Source organism: Lapidilactobacillus mulanensis (genome assembly GCF_003946215.1).
In the GTDB taxonomy this organism is placed as follows: domain Bacteria; phylum Bacillota; class Bacilli; order Lactobacillales; family Lactobacillaceae; genus Lapidilactobacillus; species Lapidilactobacillus mulanensis.
In genome coordinates this window covers 1-21762 of the sequence record NZ_RHOW01000019.1, presented here as the reverse complement: position 1 = coordinate 21762, position 21762 = coordinate 1, and the positions used below count along the sequence as shown (strand labels likewise).

General features: G+C 44.1%; 16 protein-coding genes and 1 pseudogene. 5 read left to right on the top strand and 12 right to left on the bottom strand.

What is annotated here, in order from left to right; genetic code table 11:
- Window positions 1-41: 41 nt before the first annotated feature.
- The 7 genes from EKM67_RS06220 to EKM67_RS06190 form a co-directional block, all read right to left on the bottom strand.
- On the bottom strand, window positions 42-956 hold the full coding sequence (locus tag EKM67_RS06220; protein WP_125578168.1) for a hypothetical protein: 915 nt from the start codon (window positions 954-956) through the stop codon (window positions 42-44).
- On the bottom strand, window positions 949-1839 hold the full coding sequence (locus EKM67_RS06215; protein ID WP_125578167.1) for an ATP-binding cassette domain-containing protein: 891 nt from the start codon (window positions 1837-1839) through the stop codon (window positions 949-951). Before EKM67_RS06215 ends, EKM67_RS06220 begins: the two co-directional genes overlap by 8 nt.
- Window positions 1829-2200, bottom strand: a complete 372-nt coding sequence (locus tag EKM67_RS10940) for a GntR family transcriptional regulator (RefSeq protein ID WP_125578166.1) — start codon at window positions 2198-2200, stop codon at window positions 1829-1831. The genes EKM67_RS06215 and EKM67_RS10940 overlap by 11 nt, the downstream gene beginning before the upstream one ends.
- Window positions 2201-2412: 212 nt before the next feature.
- Window positions 2413-4776, bottom strand: a complete 2364-nt coding sequence (locus tag EKM67_RS06205; RefSeq protein ID WP_125578165.1) for a phosphoketolase family protein — start codon at window positions 4774-4776, stop codon at window positions 2413-2415.
- A 532-nt stretch (window positions 4777-5308) separates the two neighbouring features.
- Window positions 5309-5599 carry a hypothetical protein gene (locus tag EKM67_RS06200; RefSeq protein WP_125578164.1) on the bottom strand — a complete coding sequence of 97 codons (291 nt, stop codon included), beginning with the start codon at window positions 5597-5599 and terminating at the stop codon, window positions 5309-5311.
- Window positions 5600-6543: 944 nt separating this feature from the next.
- Window positions 6544-7674 carry a hypothetical protein gene (locus tag EKM67_RS06195; RefSeq protein WP_125578163.1) on the bottom strand — a complete coding sequence of 377 codons (1131 nt, stop codon included), beginning with the start codon at window positions 7672-7674 and terminating at the stop codon, window positions 6544-6546.
- A gap of 379 nt (window positions 7675-8053) precedes the next feature.
- Window positions 8054-8785 carry a GntR family transcriptional regulator gene (locus EKM67_RS06190; protein ID WP_125578162.1) on the bottom strand — a complete coding sequence of 244 codons (732 nt, stop codon included), beginning with the start codon at window positions 8783-8785 and terminating at the stop codon, window positions 8054-8056.
- A 531-nt stretch (window positions 8786-9316) separates the two neighbouring features.
- Between EKM67_RS06190 and EKM67_RS06185 the strand changes: the two genes are divergently transcribed.
- Both EKM67_RS06185 and glpK read left to right on the top strand, forming a co-directional pair.
- Entirely contained in the window at window positions 9317-9868 is a 552-nt protein-coding gene (locus tag EKM67_RS06185) for a hypothetical protein (RefSeq protein WP_125578161.1), read from the top strand.
- A 187-nt stretch (window positions 9869-10055) separates the two neighbouring features.
- The gene (glpK, locus tag EKM67_RS06180) at window positions 10056-11552 is read left to right on the top strand and encodes a glycerol kinase GlpK (RefSeq protein WP_125578160.1); all 1497 of its coding nucleotides are present in this window, start codon (window positions 10056-10058) and stop codon (window positions 11550-11552) included.
- A 107-nt stretch (window positions 11553-11659) separates the two neighbouring features.
- Here glpK and EKM67_RS06175 read toward each other — a convergent pair whose 3' ends face one another.
- Window positions 11660-12325, bottom strand: a complete 666-nt coding sequence (locus EKM67_RS06175) for a Type 1 glutamine amidotransferase-like domain-containing protein (protein ID WP_125578159.1) — start codon at window positions 12323-12325, stop codon at window positions 11660-11662.
- 97 nt (window positions 12326-12422) lie between these two features.
- On the opposite strand from EKM67_RS06175, the gene EKM67_RS06170 reads away from it, so the two are divergent.
- The gene (locus EKM67_RS06170) at window positions 12423-13049 is read left to right on the top strand and encodes a GyrI-like domain-containing protein (RefSeq protein WP_125578158.1); all 627 of its coding nucleotides are present in this window, start codon (window positions 12423-12425) and stop codon (window positions 13047-13049) included.
- Window positions 13050-13092: 43 nt separating this feature from the next.
- Here EKM67_RS06170 and EKM67_RS06165 read toward each other — a convergent pair whose 3' ends face one another.
- The 3 genes from EKM67_RS06165 to EKM67_RS06155 are packed head-to-tail and all read right to left on the bottom strand — an operon-like array spanning window position 13093 to window position 18024.
- Complete coding sequence (locus EKM67_RS06165; RefSeq protein WP_125578157.1) at window positions 13093-13962, bottom strand: ROK family protein; 870 nt, start codon at window positions 13960-13962, stop codon at window positions 13093-13095.
- Window positions 13963-13993: 31 nt separating this feature from the next.
- On the bottom strand, window positions 13994-16711 hold the full coding sequence (locus tag EKM67_RS06160; protein ID WP_379894999.1) for an alpha-mannosidase: 2718 nt from the start codon (window positions 16709-16711) through the stop codon (window positions 13994-13996).
- A 23-nt stretch (window positions 16712-16734) separates the two neighbouring features.
- Window positions 16735-18024: a glycoside hydrolase family 125 protein gene (locus EKM67_RS06155; protein WP_125578155.1), complete on the bottom strand. Its 1290-nt coding sequence runs from the start codon at window positions 18022-18024 to the stop codon at window positions 16735-16737.
- 239 nt (window positions 18025-18263) lie between these two features.
- Between EKM67_RS06155 and EKM67_RS06150 the strand changes: the two genes are divergently transcribed.
- Window positions 18264-19346 carry a GntR family transcriptional regulator gene (locus EKM67_RS06150; RefSeq protein ID WP_164506589.1) on the top strand — a complete coding sequence of 361 codons (1083 nt, stop codon included), beginning with the start codon at window positions 18264-18266 and terminating at the stop codon, window positions 19344-19346.
- 3 nt (window positions 19347-19349) lie between these two features.
- A complete protein-coding gene (locus EKM67_RS06145) occupies window positions 19350-21545 on the top strand; it encodes a GH92 family glycosyl hydrolase (RefSeq protein ID WP_125578153.1) in 2196 nt (731 codons plus the stop codon).
- 71 nt (window positions 21546-21616) lie between these two features.
- Here EKM67_RS06145 and EKM67_RS10995 read toward each other — a convergent pair.
- Window positions 21617-21694 (bottom strand): annotated as a pseudogene (locus EKM67_RS10995) (helix-turn-helix transcriptional regulator); the annotation flags it as partial.
- Window positions 21695-21762 lie beyond the last annotated feature (68 nt).

Here is a 21762-nt window from a genome sequence, read left to right as displayed (position 1 = left end):
AGTTGTGAAGCTGATCTTGAGTGGTTATTTTTTTGTTTTAGCTAGAAATCAATATGATGAATGCCAAGTGCCTTTTTAAGCCAGTTCTGATTCATCAGCCCAAGTTGGACGACTGCCACCACCAATACAACGAGTATGATCACGACGACACTGGGTTTCGAGCCGTTCCAACTCATCGTGGCATAAATTCCGGTGACGAGGGTTAATAGCACGAAAATCGGCCACTTTAATTTTTCAAAGCGTAGATACTGTCCATTATTCTCTAACGAATCGTGAACGAAAAGATGGCGCTGCAGCATCACGACTCCGAAACCAATGACAAACAATGCAATAAAATCACCAATGGCCTCTAAGCGTGAATTGGCCGCGCTATTTCGAAGACCAGTAAAGCTAGTCAGAAATAGGATCACGAGGTAAAAGCCTACCAGATAAGCAATGAGCGACTGTCCAAAAATTGTGCCCAGCAATTGTCCCACCAGAAACGCGAAATAAGTCATTAGGACACTGAATAACGCACCAATAACCAGCCAACGCCAATCGAAATTAGTGAAATCGCCATTGAGCACATAGGCAATCGCGCCTTGATCAAGGATGACTTCCAAGAGTAACGCCAATAACAAATATTTGCTCAGAAACCACTGCCGGTGCCAAAAAAGGTTCGTGCGTCGATAACCGCTACTGAATAGAAACTCGTTGAAGTGTCCCTGATAATCCAACCGCGTCAATAAGATGCCACCGAATAACGCCAATAATAATTGAACGATCCAATTGAAAAATACCGGGCGGGCCAGATAGACAAGTTCTGAGTTTGCTCCTTGCAAAACTCGAACCATTTCGGCCCTGTCGACTAAGATGAATCCAAGGATATACAGGGCTGCAATCAAAATCAACATCCTTGATCGATAGTGTCTGGCAATGAGCTGTTGTAATTTTTTCTCAGTTGATTTTTCAGTCACGATGACCACCCACTTTCTCTTTCAAGTCGACTCTGTACACATCCACTAAGCCCAAGGGCATCTCCGTCATCAACACGGGCTTTTCGGCGCAGATCTCTGCTTCTAATTCCGGCGTGAAGTCTTCGAAGACAACGTTGATCACTCGGCCATCGATCTGCACACATTTACCGTTTTCTTTCACGACGGTCGGGATTTTTTTGCCAGCAAATACGAGCTGATATTTACGCGCGTGGGTTCGGAGTTCCTCCAGTTGATAATCATGCACCACCTGCCCATTTTGCATGAGTAGCACGCGATCGGCGAGCTGATCCAATTCAGCTAAGTCATGAGAGACAATCAGGAAGCCGCGATCATGCTCACTCACTTCGCCGATGATCAGCGCGACGATCTGCTCTTTCACAAATAAATCTAGGCCATTGAATGGCTCATCTAACAAAACATATTGCGTTTGACTCGCCACCGCGAAGCAGGTCAGCACATAGGCCTTCATCCCCCGTGACAGCTTAGAAAAATCTTGCGACAAAGAAAGTTTATTTTTCATCAGCAAGTCGATCAGCATCGTCAGCTCAAATTTAGGCTTGGTCAAGCTATAAAAATCCGCGATCGTCTGCAATGACTCATGCGCGCCGAAGTTTGCGGCCGGATCTAGAAAGAACAGCTCACGGTAAAATTGCGACTCATCGGTCAAAACATGCCCATCGATGGAAATCTCGCCAGAGTCCAGTAAATAATGGCCGCTGATCAACTTCAGCAACGTCGACTTGCCGACACCATTGCGACCAACTAGCCCGGTAATTTCACCCGCCGTGACCGAGAAAGACACCTGATCGACCACTAATTTCTTTTCAATTGTCTTCCGAACATCCGTTAAATTAAGCGTCATTATTTTCACCTCGATAGATTTCTTTGACCCATTGTTCGATCTGCGTTTGCGCAACACCACTGACTTTCGCGGCGATCAAGATTGGCTTAAGCTGATTGCCGAAGTCGACCACTTGTTGCGGCGTTGCTTCCAGCTTAGACGCACTGATAAAACTGCCCTTACCTGTTTCAACGTAGATAATCCCATCGGCTTCTAATTGTTTGTAGGCCTTGGCAACCGTGTTCGGATTCAATTGCTGCCTCGTTGCCATCTCGCGCACAGAAGGCAACTTATCACCAGCCTGCAAAACACCCAAGAGAACCTGTTGCTTGATATCAACGACGAGTTTCTGGTAATACGCTAAATGCGAATAATCGGGCATATTTCACCGCCTCCATTTCTTTCACTGCCTTGTTTATGACAATTAAATCGGTTGTATGAATCTGCGCAACCGTTGGTAAATCAAATGTTGCTTACGTGTACTATTATGTATAGTACACGTAAAATTGCAAGCTCTTTTAAAAATAAATGATAAAAAATCACCAATTCGGTTAACAAACCGAATTGGTGATTTTTAATCTCTAGCACTATTTTTTATTTCAGTGGTTCCCATTGCCATTCTTCAACTTCTGGCATGTCAGTCCCATGTTCGCGGATATAAGCATTGTGATATGAGATCTTGTCATCCATCTTCTGTGCGAATTCAGCAGCCTTAGTGCCATAAACATCAAGAGCAGCTTCCTTAGATAAGTTGAAACGATCCAACTGATTCAAGACACGCATGTCGAATGGTGTGGTAATATCGCCGTTCTCACGATAGCCATGAACATGAACGTTATGGTTGTGACGATCGAAGAAGATATCACGGATCAAGCCTTCGTAGCCGTGAAATGCGAAAAGAATTGGCTTGTCAGTCGTAAAGTACATATCAAACTCTTCGTCAGATAAACCACGAGGATTGATCTTCTGTGCTTGTAACTTCAACAGATCGACCACGTTAATGAAGCGGATCTTCAAGTCAGGGAATTGTTTGTGCAAAATTGAAATTGCAGCTAAACTTTCCCAGTTAGGTTCTGTACCAGCAGCAGCGATTACCAAATCAGGTTCAGAATCGCCATCAGTACTTGCCCAGTCGATGATCTTCAAGCCTTTGTTAACTAAAACATCGGCTTCTTCAGGTGTATACCATTGTGGACGTGGGTGTTTCGAAGCAACGATCAAGTTGATCTTCTCTTCGCTACGGAATGCTTTGTTAGCAACTGCCAAAAGTGTATTGGCATCTGCTGGCAAATATTCACGGATAAATGCAGGTTTCTTGTCAGCTAAGTGGCCCAAGATACCTGGATCTTGGTGCGTGTAACCATTGTGGTCTTGCTGGAATGACGTTGACGTATCGATCACGTTCAATGATGGATACTTGCGACGCCATGGTTGTTCGTCAGCTTTACGCAACCACTTGAAGTGTTGCGTGAGCATTGAGTCGACCACGCGTAAGAAGGCTTCATAACTTGAGAAGAAACCATGACGGCCAGTCAAGACGTAACCTTCAAGCCAACCCTCAGCCTGATGTTCAGATAATTGTGAATCCAAGATTCGACCAGAAGAAGCTAAGAATTCATCATTAGGTTTCTTAATTGGTTCGAGCCATTGACGTTCAGTCACTTCGAAAATTGGTGCTAAACGGTTAGACATCGTTTCGTCAGGTCCGAAAACACGGAAGTTATCTGGGTTTTCTTTGATGACGTCGCGCGTCCATTTACCAAAGACGGTCATATCTTGCGCTTCAACCTTACCGTGAACAGAATTGTCCAAAGTATATTTACGCCAGTCTGGTAATTTCAAGGCGCGAGGGTTCAAGCCACCGTTGGTAATTGGGTTAGCAGCCATTCTGCTAATACCTTCTGGAACAGTCGATTTGATTTCAGGTTTTAAGGTACCATTTTCGTCAAATAATTCTTCTGGCTTGTATGATTCTAACCAGTCGACCAATTTATCGGCATGTTGCATGTCGTTTTGGTCTACAGGAATTGGAATTTGGTGAGCACGGAATGAATTCTCAATTGGTTGACCGTCCCATTCTTTAGGACCAGTCCAGCCTTTTGGTGCGCGGAAGATAATCATTGGCCAAACTGGACGAGTGGCATCATTATTTTCACGAGCATGCTTCTGAATAGCTTTGATATTTTCAACAGCAGAGTCAACGGCCTTAGCCATGACTGGGTGCATCTTTTCAGGATCGTCGCCTTCAACAAAGATTGGTTCCCAACCCATGCCTTCGAAATACTTCGTCAATTCTTCATTACTCTTGCGAGCAAGAATTGTTGGGTTCGAAATCTTGAAACCATTCAAGTTTAAGATTGGTAAAACAGCACCATCAGTAATTGGGTTGATGAATGTTGTTGATTGCCATGAAGTTGCTAATGGGCCAGTTTCAGCCTCACCATCACCGACAACAGTTGCGGCAATAACATCAGGGTTATCGAAAATTGCACCAACACCATGAGAAATCGAGTAGCCTAATTCGCCACCTTCATGAATTGAGCCGGGTGTTTCAGGAGCCGCGTGAGATGCCACACCACCTGGGAATGAGAACTGTTTGAACAGCTTAGCCATACCCTTAGTATCTTCTGTAATATTAGGATAAATTTCAGTGTAAGAACCATCCAAGTATGAGTTTGAAACCATGACTTGGCCACCATGACCGGGTCCTTCAATATAGAACATGTTCAGATCATACTTCTTAATCGCACGATTCAAATGTGCGTAAATGAAGTTCTGACCAGAAATTGTCCCCCAGTGACCGATCGGATGTACTTTAACATCCGTTGCCTTCAGTGGTTGTCTCAATAATGGGTTAGATTTCAAATACAATTGACCAACAGAAATATAATTTGCTGCCCGCCAATATTCATCCATTAATTGGAGATATTTAGGTGAATCATAATCTACTGTAACCATAATTGCCTCCTGTTTTTGTTAAGAGTAATTAGTTTATTCAACAACTTCATTTTACCAAGAAAATTAAAAAAGTCAACCATTTTAAAAATTGGAACGCACCAATTTTTAAAAGCGCTTATAAAATGCCCATTTTTAATTGGTATTAACTTAATCCACCTCTCAGGCACACCTTCTATCATTTGAATTTTTCTGCGTCAAATTCAAATTGTAATTTGCAATAAGATGCTATAAAACGATTACAAGATATCACGAAATCTGCCAAAAAACTATTTATTTGCCTTCGTATAGACTTGACCAAAACGAGTGAGACGTTAATTCTGACACATTCACAGCAGATTGATGAGCTACAAAAAACGACTCAATTCTTTCGACAGAATCGAGTCGCTCTTGCTTATTTTGAATCGGCTCAGGTAGACCTACCTGCCCCAAACTCGAAGCCCAAATGAGATCCAACGGTTTCATATCGCTATAATAATACGATCACCTGTATTTTTAAAATTGGTTGCCTCGAGATTTCAATCCAGTTAACTGGCTAATTTCCCCAATATGGATTATGAAAACCGATAATAAACACCGCGGACAAATAGAAGAATAGCCCAAGCCCGAAAAAAAATAAGAAATAGCGTAAATATTTATTCATGCGTTGATAATATATCGAAAAAGCCAAAAGGATGCCTGGCACTATAAAGGTATCCATGCCGTGATAAGCATTTTCACCATTGACACCCTTGAGATCTTTATTAAGTAAAAAGCTAGCCAAAAGGCTGATTGCAAACATAATTACTAAAACAATACTAATTATTTTTAAATATTTTTTTCGCAATATAGCATTTTCCTCCAATTCTCAGAGTATCAATGACACTTAGTTAAGCAACCTCCAGAAGAAGAACAACATAAATACAAGCATTCAAGCTTGAACATGATACCCCACTATACCAATTTCCACCTTTTTTGATTCAATGCACCACCGACGTTATAGCTTTTTTATTGTAGCTTGCTTTTGAGAATTGAGACTTGAAATTGCAAATGACTCTTGTACCACCATTCTGGCCCCAATTATGACTGTATCTTCAAAACGACACAACCCACCTTGACTATAAGCAACTATCTACTGAAATATTGTTAATATTGCATTTTAGCAACTTTTAAATTTTAGGAATCTCCAGTTAAGTCAATCAACATCTAATTTAAATTATTGAGAATAAATAAGCAAGGCAATTGAATGCGCTAACTACATTTGTTATTATAATTACATACTTATAAAAAAACCGAAAAAGCAGGTGCTATATATGTTGACTCCCCCATCAATCCAATATGGACGTCTCTTTCGCGAGTTACGAATAAATCGTGGTTTTACGATCACCGAAATCTGTGGCCCGCTTAGTCTTTCTGCCGTCTCTCGGTTTGAGCGGGGGCAAGCTGAACAAACTGAACTGACAATCATTTACCGGTACACCCGCATTTGACTATCCGTAATAAATTTATGAATAATAATATATTTAGTTTATCTGCAACTAAAAATAGCTACTGACTATTCTTAATTCACGAACATTTCAAATAAGGCACCAATCATCAAAATATAATTTGATGATTGGTGCCTTATTGCTTGATTGCCCAGCTTCGTATTGATTTAGGTTAATGTTAGCACAAACAATCTGCATAGGATCTTCAGTTTTATTGCAAAAGTAGCCTACTGGAGTACTGCATACGGTTGTCAAATTAGCACTTCAGATACGTTTCGCGAAAAATAGTCCAAATTTTCGAGGACTATTTTGCTGGTGGCGCAATCACAATGTTACCTGTTATTTCAGCTTTGGTAGGTTGTGAATCGGCGGGAACGAATGCCTTGATCATCGCGTCATCCACGCCATCCATCGTATAATAGTAATTACGCTCTTGCGTCGTCAAAGTGACACTATCCAAGTTAGCCGAGTCGTAAAGTTTGAGCGGGAGCACGACCAGATATTTAACCTTATTGGCATCAATAACGGTAAAAACATCGTCACCGTCGCCACCAATGTCATTACTATAGTATCCTGCTTCTTGTTCAGAATCATCATCACCGAAACTTGAAGTTAATTCATAGTCATAATCAAGGTAGGCCGCCGTATCAAGCTCAAGTTTGTCCACCTGAATCTTTGCTCCGCGAATACCCAACTGGTTAGCGCGTTCTAAGATATATTTCTTCCACTGCGATTTTGAATAATTCGGTGTGAATGTCGCACTGAAAAATTTCTGTTTTCGTTCTTTCTGCATTTTATCGCCAAGATCTCGTTGAGAATCATCAGCTTTCGTCCAATTTTTAACAATTTTCTTGCTGTTATCGTGAAGATATTTGGTAAATGACTTCATCGTTTCGATATTCATTCGCCGCTGAACAAGGTAACCGATGACAGGTTGATATGATTTAATAATTGACTCGACTTGACTTGTCGTACCTGTATGAGCATTACCAGAAATTTTACGTGATGTTTCCTCAAGCTTCCCCGTTTTACTTACCTTATACCAGACTTCGGCCGAGGAAGTGTAATCATTGTCTTCATCTTGGTATGAATACTGGAAAGCAATTTGATTATTGGCCAAGGAATATGCACAACCAATCCAATATAAATCATCAGATTCGGTATCCATAAATGTTAATACTGGCGAATCAGTTTCATCAGAATAGCTCATTTCAAATTCCGTTGGTTCTTGCTTCCCAAGTTGTGGTATGTTGATGTTCTTCTGAAATTGGACTAACGTGTTGCTCGGACCATCTGTTGCATATGAAACTTTGTAGCGATCAATCATAGATTGTGCCGAAGTAACGTCACCAGACGCGTATTTTACCCACAAAATGGCTATCATGGCAATAACGAGCATGATCCAGATCCAAGACTTCTTTAGCCAAGCCTTCATTTTAAAATTCCTCCAAAAACAAATTTGAAAGTGCGCTGTATCTGAGTACATCTTCAAAACGGTGCGTTTCAATGGCAAAAAAACTGTTAAATTTTTCTACCAGTGTATCTTTGCCAAGACATCGCCTTGCTGTTAAAAACAGGGCTACCAATAAGAGGCTAATCAGCATTATTAACGAAAAAAATAAGCCTACTCAATCCGGAGTAGGCTTAATAGTTACGTGATCAGCTTCTTGCTGATCGGCAACTGTCTCAACACTTATGAGTATAACATATTTTCTAGCCTGCAGTCATTGATTGATAACAAATTCAATCTTACTCCCCGCGCTATTTTTATATGGCCCTACATTTGCCTTGAAATTACCCTCACCATGCCTTTGTTATTCCTCACCCAAGGTTACAAACGTATTATATTTCATGAACTGATAATGCAGGTGCATCCGCGAATATTCGAACGGCGTGCCATCATCGAGGAAGAAAGTCCCCGCCATCACACCCACCGGCTCCACTGGCTTGAGGTGTAATTCTTGCTGATCCTCAGCGGTTGACGGTTCTGCGGAAATCGTCAAATAAGATTTTGTGACCGTTTGGTTTTTCTCATTTTGCAGATAATTAAAAATCGAACCGGAGACGATTTCCCGCGACAATTCGGGCACGATTTTGATGGGAATATAGCCAGTCTCGATCATGAATGGCTGCTGATCAAATAATCGCAGCCGCTTGATTTCATAAACAAAATCATCGTCACCCAAAAATAAATCGCGCTTCAATTCCGCATCCGGACGAACGACCTCGAAGTTCAGCAGCTTAATTCCAGGTTTGCGCCCGTCCATTTGGAAACTATCAGTGACCCCCAAGTTTGAGCCATTATTGTAGTGAAAAACCGACTGATTTTTCAAGTAAAGTGGATTGATAAAGGTACCAGAACCGCGCTTCTTAAAAACCACGCCTTGATCCGCCAAGATACTCAGGGCACGCTTAACAGAACTACGACTGATCTTATATTGCTCGCTCAACGAACGTTCATCAGGTAATTTCAGTGTCGGATATTCTCCGGCCATAATATTCTTCTTCAAAGTTGTTAAAAGTTGGTGATAAACTAAATCAGCCATAAAAAGCATCCTTTATCTAAGTGAATTTGTTGAATAAACTAAGATAAGTAGAGCGTGAACAACCATGGGTTGAAAGTGAGGATTAACTCTGATTCATCCTAAAATCCGTTTTTTGGATTTCAGGATGAATCAAGTTAACCGCAACTTTCAATGGTTGTGAACGCGTTTATGTTGCGGAAAAACACGGGTTGAAAGTGAGGATTAACTTCGAGAAATGCTTTAATTTGCTTTTAAATTAAAGCATTTCTCAAGTTAACCGGAACTTTCAGTGTTTTGGAGCACGATTAAAGTTGCGAGAACCGACGTTTTGAAAACCCGAGTCATATACTGCCTAATCTTACTTAATTTTCGGGCAGATTGCAAAAAAACGGTCAATATTTTTTGAAACACGGTCCGCAGACATCGATTTCTAGATTTTAAATAAAATCACTGTTGTTGTCATTGCCTTTTCCTTGTTCATGCCACAGCAACTTAGTAAGCTAAAAGTAACTTAACAATTCGCGGGCATTCGTTTAACAGGGAGGATTCCAAATGTTCAAAAAAACAGCGATCACCGCTTTACTTTTAGCAACCATGACCTTAGCAGCTTGCGGGCAATCCGCTAGCACAACCACAGACCCCGACACGGGTTCGAAGTCCTCAACATCCAAATCGGAAAGTAGCGCTTCTAAAATCAGCGAAGAGGCTGCGACGTCTAGCGCACAATCATCCAACTTGCGGGTTGGCGAACAAGACGATGAGCAGCAACTCTTGACGCAATCGATCGATTGGAAAAATTTCCGCTTGAATACCATCAAGGGCGAAATCGATGACAACAAGTTAGAACTGGAGATGGACTGGACCAACAGAACAACCGAGAGCGCCAAATTCTCCAGCTTAGGGAAAATTCAAGTTTTCCAGGAAGACAAGGAGCTCGACTTGTTGGCAGGCGATGACGATGACTTCAATGAAGACGTCGCCGCCGATTCCAGTGAGGACGCAGACATTTCCTTCAATCTCATCAATACAAATTCTCAAATCGTCATCAAAATTACGACTGCGGATGGCGACGAGCCTCATGTTGTTAATGTGAAACTGGAATAAAAAGACGTATCGGACTAACATACTGTCAAAATCGAGCTATGTCGACTGATTAATGCTAAAAACTCCTATTTGCACGCAAATAGGAGTTTTTGAGTTAACTTGAAAACAGTTAGCGGAATTTTTATGCAAAGCGTTCTCATTTTGCTGTACAATATCCTTAAGTCACGGTTATACAAAGGAGTCTACAATGGCATCATCCTACATCATGTCCATCGACGAAGGCACGACCAGTACGCGCGCTATTATTTTTGATCATCAGGGAAACAAGGTTGCCGAAGCACAGCAAGAATTTCCTCAATATTTTCCGCATCCTGGTTGGGTCGAACACAATGCTAACGAAATTTGGAACGCGGTTTTATCGACGATCGCCGATGCATTTATTCATTCTGGCATCCAGCCGGATCAGATCGTCGGAATCGGTATCACCAATCAGCGTGAAACCACCGTTATTTGGGATCAAAAAACCGGACTGCCCATTTACAATGCCGTCGTTTGGCAATCGCGCCAGACGGCTGAGATCGTCTTAGAACTGAAAGCTGACGGTTACGACGACCTCATCCACGAGAAAACTGGCCTGTTGATCAACGCTTATTTTTCTGCGACTAAAATTCGCTGGATTCTCGATCAAGTCCCAGGTGCACAACAGCGCGCAGAAAATGGCGAGTTGTTATTTGGCACAATCGATTCTTGGTTAGTTTGGAAACTGACTGGTGGCAAAACGCACGTGACAGATTATACCAACGCCAGCCGCACGATGCTGTTTAATATCCACGACTTGCAATGGGATCAAGAAATTCTCGATCTGCTTCATATTCCCCGTGTGATGTTTCCAGAAGTCAAATCCAATTCAGAAATCTACGGCACGACTATCGCTTATCATTTCTACGGCGGTGAAGTCCCTATTTGCGGGATGGCCGGTGATCAACAGGCCTCACTTTTCGGCCAATTGGCATTAGATGACGGCATGGTCAAGAATACTTATGGCACCGGAGCGTTCATCGTGATGAACACCGGTACCAAGCCAACCCTATCTGCGCATCGATTGTTGACCACAATCGGTTATGGTCTCAATGGCGAAATTCATTACGCACTGGAAGGTTCGGTTTTCGTGGCCGGGTCGGCCATTCAATGGTTGCGCGATAACATGCAATTGATTGACGCTGCCCCAGATTCGGAAACCGCCGCCTTGAATTCACACAATCAAAACGAAGTCTATGTCGTCCCAGCGTTCACGGGATTAGGCGCGCCTTATTGGGACAGCGATACTCGCGGGGCGGTTTTCGGATTAACGCGTGGCACCACTCGTGATGATTTTATCAAGGCGACGCTGCAGTCGCTCGCCTATCAAACGCGCGACGTGATCGACACCATGAATCAAGACACTGGCATCAACATTTCGACTTTGCGCGTAGATGGCGGTGCCGCCAAAAATAATTATTTAATGCAGTTTCAAGCCGACATTCTGAATATTCCCATCGAACGCTCCCACAATCTCGAAACAACTGCCCTGGGTGCGGCGTTCCTAGCTGGCCTGGCAGTCGGTTACTGGCAAAACATCGACGAATTAAAACAGATCTATCAAGTCGGTCAAACTTTCGAACCACTCATGAAAAAAGACCAGCGTACAAAATTGTACGCTGGTTGGCAAACCGCGGTTAGGGCCGCACGCTTATTCAAATCATAGCTGAATACAACTGATGAGATAACGTGAATCAATGATTTGATTTTCAGATTCGTGATTTCTGATAGGCATCACACCAGAAAGACTAGTTGTTCCCTAACCCCAATCTTCTACGGCTTTAGTAATTGCCACTGTCCTTCTGAAATGACAGTGGTTTGATGATCAACGACTTGAATGGCCGTTTGCTCATCGATGAGATAGCCCGGAATACCGATAGACTTAACCCACTTTTGAGCGTTGGCCAGATTGTTTTCTGGGAACAGATGCCAGTGTGGAAAAATCCCAAAATTCACTAAGCCTAATGTTGTATCATCCGTGTTAGTCGATGCCTTCCAATTAACGAAAAATTGGCCGATCCGCGGTGCCATGACCATACTACCAGCAGAGACACCCGCCCAAAGTTTATCCGGTAAATCCGGTAATAGATCCGCTAATCCGGATCGGTGTAGCCAATAATTAAGATAGACCGCATCCCCGCCATCAACGAGAAGAACGTCGGTATCGGCAATCCATTGATGCCAACGATCCGTGGCGATTGTTGGCAGTGCAGTCAACTCCAGCACCCCAACAGACTGCCAACCTAAATCAACCATGGGCGCACTCGAATGACCACTGATGAATCTCCACACACCATCGGGTTTAACCTCTGGATGACCATATGCTGCAGTCGGGATACACAAGGCATTGGCTTGCGAAATTGGTTTGCCAAGCAGGTCGATCAATGCCTGTTTGATTGTGGCATTACTGATGCCACCAGATGTGAGTAGTTGTTTCATAATGACCCCCATAGTCGAATCACAATTTTTTAGTTGCCTAATTTTACCTATTTCATTAAGAAAAAACAAACTTATCTGATCAAAACAAGGAGAACCCATGGAAAAAACAAATTGGCGTCAAGATGAAAAAGAAATCTACCCACTTAAAAAAACACCGTCGATCACGACACTACCTAAACAAAACTTTATCACGATCACGGGTCAGGGTGACCCCAACGGTCCAGAGTTTGCCTCTAAGATTTCTGCGCTCTACCCAATTGCCTACGCGATTCGTATGGCGCCGAAAAAAGGCATCGAATTTCCTGGTGCTTTCGAGTACACAGTTTATCCACTGGAAGGCTTCTGGACATTAGCCGAGGGTCATCGTGAAGGTCCGCTCGACAAAGATTATTTGCAATATAAAATCATGATCAAACAACCTAGCTTCGTTGATCGATCAGTTTTCGATCGTGCAATCGAATTGGCTCACGATAAAGTCGCACCGGAATTATTGTCCCAAGTTAAATTCGAACGCTTCGATGAAGGCCTCGTCGGAATGATCATGCATGTCGGCTCATTCGACGATGAACCTGCTAGCTTCGCCCAACTCGCAGATTTTCTGGCAACTAGTGGTTACCAACGCACTTCAAAGGAACATAAGGAAATTTATATTTCTGATTTCCGCCGTGTACCCGAAGAAAAACGTAAAACGATTCTTCGCGTCAGCATTGAAAAAATAAAATGATCCACAAAAAAGGACAAATTCAAATTGAATTTGTCCTTTTCTGTTACTTTTCTAAAACATCTGCTGCGGCTAATAAGCTACCCGTGATCCCAGCATCGTCGCCGAGTCGAACTGGCACAATGTAGTGATCTAAATCCGCGACCCGCACATAATCGTTCATTAATTCGAGGAATTTAGTGCGGATCATGGGGAATAATTGTTGCTGTTTCATAACGCCACCACCGAAAATAATCATGTCCGGCGAAAACGTCAGCGTATAAGTCATGCAGGCTTGTGCTAAGTAATAAGCCTCTGTTTGCCAGCAAGCATCCGTCGGCGCGAGTTCATAGCCTTTCTTGCCGGTCCGTTTTTCAATTGCGGGTCCTGCAGCAATGCCTTCTAGACAATCACCGTGATAAGGACAGACGCCAGCAAAATTGTCGCCATCTTCTCGATGCAACAAAATATGCCCGCCTTCTGGATGGCTCCGTCCGCGATACAACTGACCATGGGAAATGTAACCAACGCCGATCCCAGTTCCAACGGTCACGTAGAGAATATTATTTTTACCGACGCCCGCGCCTAATTTATGTTCACCATAAGCAGCAACGTTAACATCGGTCGTCCATTCAAACGGAATTTGGTAACGATTTTTCATCGCACCGAGAAAATTATAATTTTTCCATGCTAATTTCGGCGTATCCGTGATGTAACCGTAAGTCGCCGATTGCGGATCGATATCGATCGGGCCAAATGAGCCGATCCCAATTGCTTCCACCTGATATTGATCGAAAAATTCAAAGACTTGTTTCATCGTCTCTTCCGGCGTCGTCGTCGGAAATTTAACCCGTTGTGTGACCTGACCCTTCTCATCGCCGACCGCACAAACAAATTTTGTGCCGCCTGCTTCAATACCGCCTAATAAATGTGCCATGATTTGCTTCCCTTCAACTAATTTCCTAGATTTAGATCAACGTCTCCGCTTTGAATCGATAATTTCTGATCTCGGCCGGCTGCAATGGATCATTGCTCGAAGTTGCCACTTGGTGACTTAAGAAATCGACCAACTCGCCGGTTTTACCAGCTGCTTGAACAGTTAGCTCGTGACTGGTCTGATCTAAATTATAACCGCGAACAACTAATTCGCCAACCTGATCGCGTTCAACCCCAGTCACTGCAAAAGCATGAGCAGGATCCTTGACTGTTAGCCACGTTCCCGCACTATTCCGCGCACCGTCATGCCGTGCAACCGTCTGTGACAAGAATGGCATCGCAAACGCACGCGCTTCTTGATAACTCTTCAAACGATCAGCAGCGGTTTCATCATGCAACCTCAATGCGAAGCTAGCGTGTTGACGACCTTGGCACTGCGCTTCCGGCGTGGCAAAGTAACCCCAGTCACCCAGCTCACCGACAGAACGTAATAAGGTAAGTGCGATCGTCTTATTTTCTGGTAAAATTTCGTATTCATTTAGACCGTCATTGGCAACCGTTATCCCACCGAAATCATCATGCAAGTTGACAAAAGACTGTTGACGCTGAGGGTTGGTTTCATTTTGCCACTGTGGTTCTGGCAAATTGGGGCGCTGAACGACTTCGAAAACCGATTCGGCTTGATTGGTCGTCGTCGCAAATTTCGTTGGGAACAAAACCCGCAGTCGATGATCTTTGGCCTGGTTATCATAAGACACATTGAATTTAAGCAAGGGTTGATCCGCTTCTAAGGTGATCAGCGTATGCAATTGCAGGTCGATCATTTCGGAGCCGCGGGTCGCCTGCCGATGGGTAATATCGATCACAGCCTGCGTTTCATAGGCCAATTGCGCATCAGCAGTTTTAGGGATCCTCAATGTGGAAATCACTTCTAGTGTGCCCCGATTTGCAGAATCTTCTTTCACCCGAATGACCGGCGCTTGATCCGTTGAATAGATTCGCAGTTTGTCGGCAGTCTCTTTATAAATATATTCATTCCCCATGTCACCGGAATCTTCGAAAATTGCCTGTCGTTCATACACATGGTTAGTCCGATGGTCGAGGATCGTTAACGAACCATCTTGCTGCGACACATCCACTTTAATAAACTTGTTTTCGAGAATATGTCCTTCCGTGATCAGCGAAGTGGTCAGTTGGTCACTGTACAAGCGGGGTTGTTCACTCGGCTGCAAGGCAAAAGTTTGCCAAGAAAAGGCCGCGAAGTCTTTAACGTCGACTTCAACTTGTGCATATAACGCGATATACGGAACTCTGAACCGATCCGTTGGCAAGTCGGCTCCGAAACGCGTCGTATAGTTAACAACGCGCCCTTCAACTGATTGTCCGTTTGCATCGATGATCCGATAATAGCGGTTCTCTTGTGCAGCCAACGCCATTTTTGCGTATTGCGCGTCTGGCCGACCATCTTTAAACAAAGCCCGCTCTAATTCGACCTCGACTGTGATCACGCCACTTTTAGCTACGCCACTCGGATTAACCACGATGAATGGTTGCGTATCTTCTGGAAAAACGGCCGTTTTGATCTGGCTGGCCAATGCGGACATCGCTTCGTCACGGATCGATTCCGCAACCGCCGACACCTTTTCGAACCGGCTCATCATTTCGCGGTGCACCGGATCGATCGAACAGCCGGTGATGCTGTCATGAATATCATTTTGTAGTAATAATTTCCAGGCGTAAGTCAACTGATCGCGTGGATAATCTGCTTTTGGCAACGCGACCGCCGCTAATTGTGTCGCTTCGTCGATCAATTGTCGTTGAACCTCGGCATTTTTTTGCTTCAAGTAAATTCGCGACGAGGCGGTGTTGGTCAACGTGTACCACCCATCCGTTTCTTGAGAAGTCAGCTCACCGTTGATCTCGCTCAAATCCTCAGGAAGATCTGCCTTGACCGCCGCTAAATAATCGTCGAAGTTGGAATGAATGAATTCATAATCCGGGAATAATTCGCGTGCGACTGCTAAAGCCTGACTAATATCTTTTTGTACCGGTTGGTGGTCGACGCCATTCATCATCAACAAATTATCTGTCGACGCATATTTTTCAACATCGGCTAGCTTCTCGGTCCAATATTTCTTGGCCGCCTCACGATCAACCGGAATTTCATTTCCGTTGCTGTACCAATTCGCGAATAAAATACCCAGCACTTGGCTATTGTCGGGCCCGCGCCAATTCATTTCAGAATAAGCAGATTCAAAGGCACCCTCCGCAATTTGGTTGTTCAATCCAGTCGGCTTGACGCCACGCCCGAAGGCAACGGCATCCAATCCGGCTAAACGCAACATTTGCGGCGTCTGCCCCATATTGCCAAAGGTATCTGGAAAATAGCCGATTCCCATCATCTGTCCGTATTTTTCTGCAGTGGCGCGCCCAATTTGAAAATCTTTAACGTGTGCTTCTGGACTGATCAAGAAATCATCCTGTAAGACATAGAAGGGGCCCACGCGCATTTTCCCATTGGCAATGGCAGTGCGAATTCGTGCTTCATTTTCTGGCCGGATCGCCAAATAATCGTCGATAATAATGGCTTGCCCATCCAATTGAAAACTATTGAATTCTGGATCCTTGTCGATCAAATCCAAGACATCATCCAATAACTTAACCAAACGCAAACGGTGTTTCTCAAATGGCAGATACCATTCGCGATCCCAATGACTGTGCGATATCACATAGACTTTTTTCAACTTTATTCTCCTTGATTTAAACTTTTCGTTTATTGCTTGACCTGCAGGCCTAAATAATCCAGCAAGAGTTCGCAATACATCATGTTGGCCCACGAGAACCATTCGCGCGTGAAGTTCGCTGGATTTTCGACGTCGAAACCTTCGTGCATCATGTTTGTGCCCGCAGTGTTATGCGCCAACAGTTGCAGCAACCGCAATTTTTCGGCACGGTCTGGCTGCGTGAGCCCTTGAATCGACAGTGCGATCGGCCAAATATAATTTTCTGGCGTATGGGGACTACCCAAGCCGGCGCCAAAAGTACCCGCATAATAATAAGGATTCTCTGGACTCAACAAAGTTTTCCGCGTCGCCAAATAAGTGGGATCATCCATTGCCAAGTAGCCTAAATAAGGTGCACTGAGCAGATTAGGAATATTGCCGTCATCCATTAACACGGTGTTTCCTAGTCCATCGACTTCATAAGCAAAGATTTTTTCACCGGCGGCGTTGGTGGTCGTACCGAATTTTTCGATACCCGTTTGAATTTCGCTAGCCAATTTTTCAGCTTGTGCAGCCAACTCCGGTTCCGATAAAATCGTGGTGAAAATTTCGTGCAGGTTCTGCAAAATCACCACGGCAAACATGTTGGCCGGCACCAAATAGCCATAAACGCAGGCATCATCGCTGGGACGAAACGCCGACCAACTCATGCCAGTATAGCCAACCGGCTCGCCGCGGCCATCATGCGTCAACGAATCTTCGGGGCGATCATCCACGCGTTCGAATCGATAAGCTGAATTTTCATGATGTTGTTCGATGGTAATGACTTCTAACAACTTTTTAATTGCGGCAACGAAAGTTTGATCGAACTGCGCCGTCAATCCGGTATTTTTATAAAGTAAATAAGCCAACTGCACTGGATAACAAAGGGAATCCAATTCATACTTGCGCTCCCAGATCCACGGCCCCATTTCGGTCTTGTCGGTTTGGTGCCCATGGTTATTGTCCGTTAAGTTGAATGCATTCGCATAAGGATCCACGTTCATATTGAAAAACTGGCGCTTGACCACCTTGAGGATCAAGTCGGCAATTTGCGGATCGGATTGCGCCATAATCAAATATGGGCGCAGCTGTGCGGTCGAATCGCGTTGCCACATTGCCGGAATATCGCCAGTCAAGACGAAAATATTCTGCAGATCATCTTTTTCGAGCGTCGTTTCCAACGTGTTTGTAAAAGTTGTATCGAAAATTTTGGCTAGGTTTTCTAATTTGGGACCACAAAGTTCATTGACGTGATCGACAAATAGTCGCACCGCCGGAGTTACAAAAGAAGTTGTCATTAATTTCACCACTTGATATATTATTTTATAGAACAAGTATATCATGAAACAACTTTTTTTCCAGTGTTATTTCAAAAAATGTAAGAGATTTCAATCGATATTAATCAGTTAATAAACAGCAATAGGTTAACTTAATGATCAATCGATGTAAAATGTCGATTAATTGCATCTCGATGTTTCTTTCTCGATTAATATGGTATATGATTATCAATATCAAGTTTAGAAAGCGAGGACATCAATTGGCAGCGAGTACGAATAAATATTTACAGATTTTTGCCGACCTTCGCGACCAGATCTGGGCAGGTAAATATGTCGCGGGTCAACAACTCCCATCTGAAAACGAACTGGCTAAAACTTATCGCGTCAGCCGGATCACTTCCAAACGTGCGCTCCAAGAATTGGCGGATACCGGCTTAGTCGAGCGTCGCCAAGGTAGCGGAACATTCATGCGTCCCGGATTTCAGATCCATCATCATACCAAACAAATCCTATTAGTGATTCCCTTTGCCATGGAAGCCGGCTTAGGTGACTACATTGCTGGCATTAAGTCGGTGCTGACTACCAACGATCAGGACTTGATCGTGATCGAGAATAATCATTTCACGCTCGAGGCGCCAGAGAAACTACGTACGCAATATGATGGCGTTATTTTCTATCCACAAGATTTAGCCACCGAATTAACCACGATCAATCAATTATTACTGGCCCATTTTCCGACCGTGTTGATCGATCAAACGGCGACAGGTTTACCGGTGCCTTCTGTCGTCGCCGATAATACGCAAGGTGGCCGTTTAGCGACCACGACTTTAATCGACAGCGGCCATCAACGGATCGCCTTTCTTTCCCAAACCGGTTTGACCCTCACGCTGAACTCTTCAGTGGCCCAACGTTACTTCGGTTATTTGCAGGCCTTGAGCGAACACGATTTGTCTGGTGCGACCGATCCGCAGCTAGCTTATTCACTGACCAAGGATCATTTTAAAAATTTACTCGATTATGTCACTACCCAGAAAATCAGTGCTATCGTCTGCGAGAATGATATTCTGGCGATTCAATTGCTGGATCACCTCCAAAAAATCAACGTTGCGGTACCCGAGCAACTTTCACTGATCGGTTTCGATAATATTTCTAAAACGGCGATCAGCCAACCGCAACTGACGACTATTGCCCAAGATTTCCACGAAATCGGTCGCCAGGCAGCTCTTTTGTTAGAACAACGAATTGAAAATCCCTACGAACCAAAAATAGCCCAAATTACCGTGCCCGTCGAATTAATGTCGCGTTTATCCATTCAAACTATGAATACTGAAGGAGCTAAATAAATCATGAAAATTACAACGATCGATACCCGCCAAGGAACCGAAAACAATTATCGCTTCTCTAACGGCAATACTTTACCGCTGACCGGCGCACCTTTCGCCATGAATTATTTCACCATTCAAACCAACGGCGATCAGGGTAGCTGGTTCTTCGATCCGCACGCGCGTCGTCTGGAGGGTTTCCGCCTGACCCACCAACCTAGTCCTTGGATCGGTGACTTTCAACATTTGCAGATCCTGCCGCTAAATTTGGCACCCACAGAACCCGTTAACGAATTAGCCGGCTCCTACGATCCCCAACGCGCGATTTTTTCACCAAATAAATTAGCACTTCATGATGTTCGCTATGATATCGACAGCGAATTGATCCCTGCCACTTACGGCGCCACCTTGCACAGTGAATATCACCATTCAGAAAATCCCGGATTGCAATTTGAGTTGCCTGGCAAATTCGACCTCGAAATTTCCGAGCACGATATTTCGGGTTGGATTTCAAATTTCGGCGAATCAGAAGATCCTAATTTCAAGCTGTACGTTGCCATCCATTTCGACCAGGCTTTAATCGCGGATCAAACGCGCTTATTCTCCGAAGACTGCCAGCCGCTTGTGGTAAATGATCCGCAGCATCTAGTCGGTCATGATCAGCGTTTATGCGTTTTTTTCACCGAGACAACTAGCGTGCTACAAATTGCGACCTCGTTTATTTCCATCGAGCAAGCACAACTGAACTTGCACCGCCAACTGGAAAAAAGCATCGCTCAACAAGCCGCAGAAGTCACCGCACAATGGCAACAATATTTCGACCGGATTGAAATCAACGACCGGCTTCATTCCGACCGCGTTAAAACTTTTTACACGACTTTATACCGCTTATTCCTGTTCCCACAGAAATTTTACGAGTTAGACGAACAGCTACAACCGATCCACTACGATACGAAAGTCCAGACCGTTAAAAAGGGCGTTCTCTACACCAACAACGGCTTCTGGGACACTTACAAGACTGTCTACCCCTTCTACTCGATCATCGCACCTGAGCTCTTGCAGGACATGTTAAAGGGATTTTTGACCAGCTATCAAGAAACTGGCTATTTGCCTAAGTGGTTGTCACCCGATGAACGCGGAATGATGCCCGGCACCTTGATTGACGCCGTGATTGCAGACGCCGCCGCTAAAAATTTGATTGCCGATTCCGAATTGCCCGATTTTTTGGAGGCGATGATCAAAGGTGCCACCGTTCAGAGCGCCGATCCCAAATATGGTCGACGCGGTACAACCGATTATTTAAAATATCATTTTGTGCCTAGCTCTTACGATGAGAGCGTCAATCACACATTGGATTATGCCTACAGCGACTACTGCATCTCCGTGATCGCCGAAAAAATGAACCAGCCCGAATTAGCGTCAAAATATCGCCAAAGCGCCCTGAACTACCAACATTTATTCGACCCAGAATCTGGTTTCATCCGCCCGAAAGATCAGCAAGGCCAGTTCGAAAATGATTTCACGCCGATCGAATGGGGCCACGGCTACACAGAAGGTAGCGTCTGGCAGAATGGCTTCGCAGTCTATCAAGACGTTGCCGGTTTGATCAAGTTATATGGTGGCTCAGAAAAATTTTATCAAAAACTCGTCGAGCTGGTTAACAGCCGGCCAGATTTCAAGGTCGGCCGCTACGGCTTCGAGATCCACGAAATGTCGGAAATGGCTGCGCTCAACTTCGGACAATTAGCGCTGTCTAATCAGCCAAGCTTCCACATCCCTTATCTGTTTACCTATGCCCAGCATCCAGAAATGACCCAACTTTTAGTCAAACAATTATTGCTACACGCGTTCAATTCAGGCTTCACCGGTTTCCCCGGCGACGAAGATAACGGATCGATGGCAGGTTGGTATGTGCTATCTGCGCTCGGATTTTATCCGGTCACCCCTGGCAGTGGCGAATATGTTTTCGGAATACCGATTTTTGACGAAGTGATCTTGCATCTCCCTGATCAGAAAGATTTCACCTTGACGACCGAACGAAATGTCGATCAGAACCAATTCGTCCAGAATCGACAATTAAACAGCCAGAATTACCATCAAAGTTTCCTGACCCATCAACAATTAATGGCCGGTGGCAAACTGCAAGTTACGCTAGGCTTGGCCCCAGATCCAGTTGCGTTGACCAAGCAAGAATTACCCTACTCGATCAGTCCAAAATAACGACCACTAAAAATAGCCGACGAAAATTCGTCGACTATTTTTGTACGTGCAGCCTTTCTGTTGTTATATTTTTATCTAGTAACCCCAGCACCATCACGATATTCCAATGGTGTCATTCCCGTTTGTTGTTTAAAGAGTTTATAGAAATAGCCGAGTGTTTAAATAATTATGTGTAAATGAATTATTGGGAATTGAAAAAGGGAAGCCTCTCCCTTAT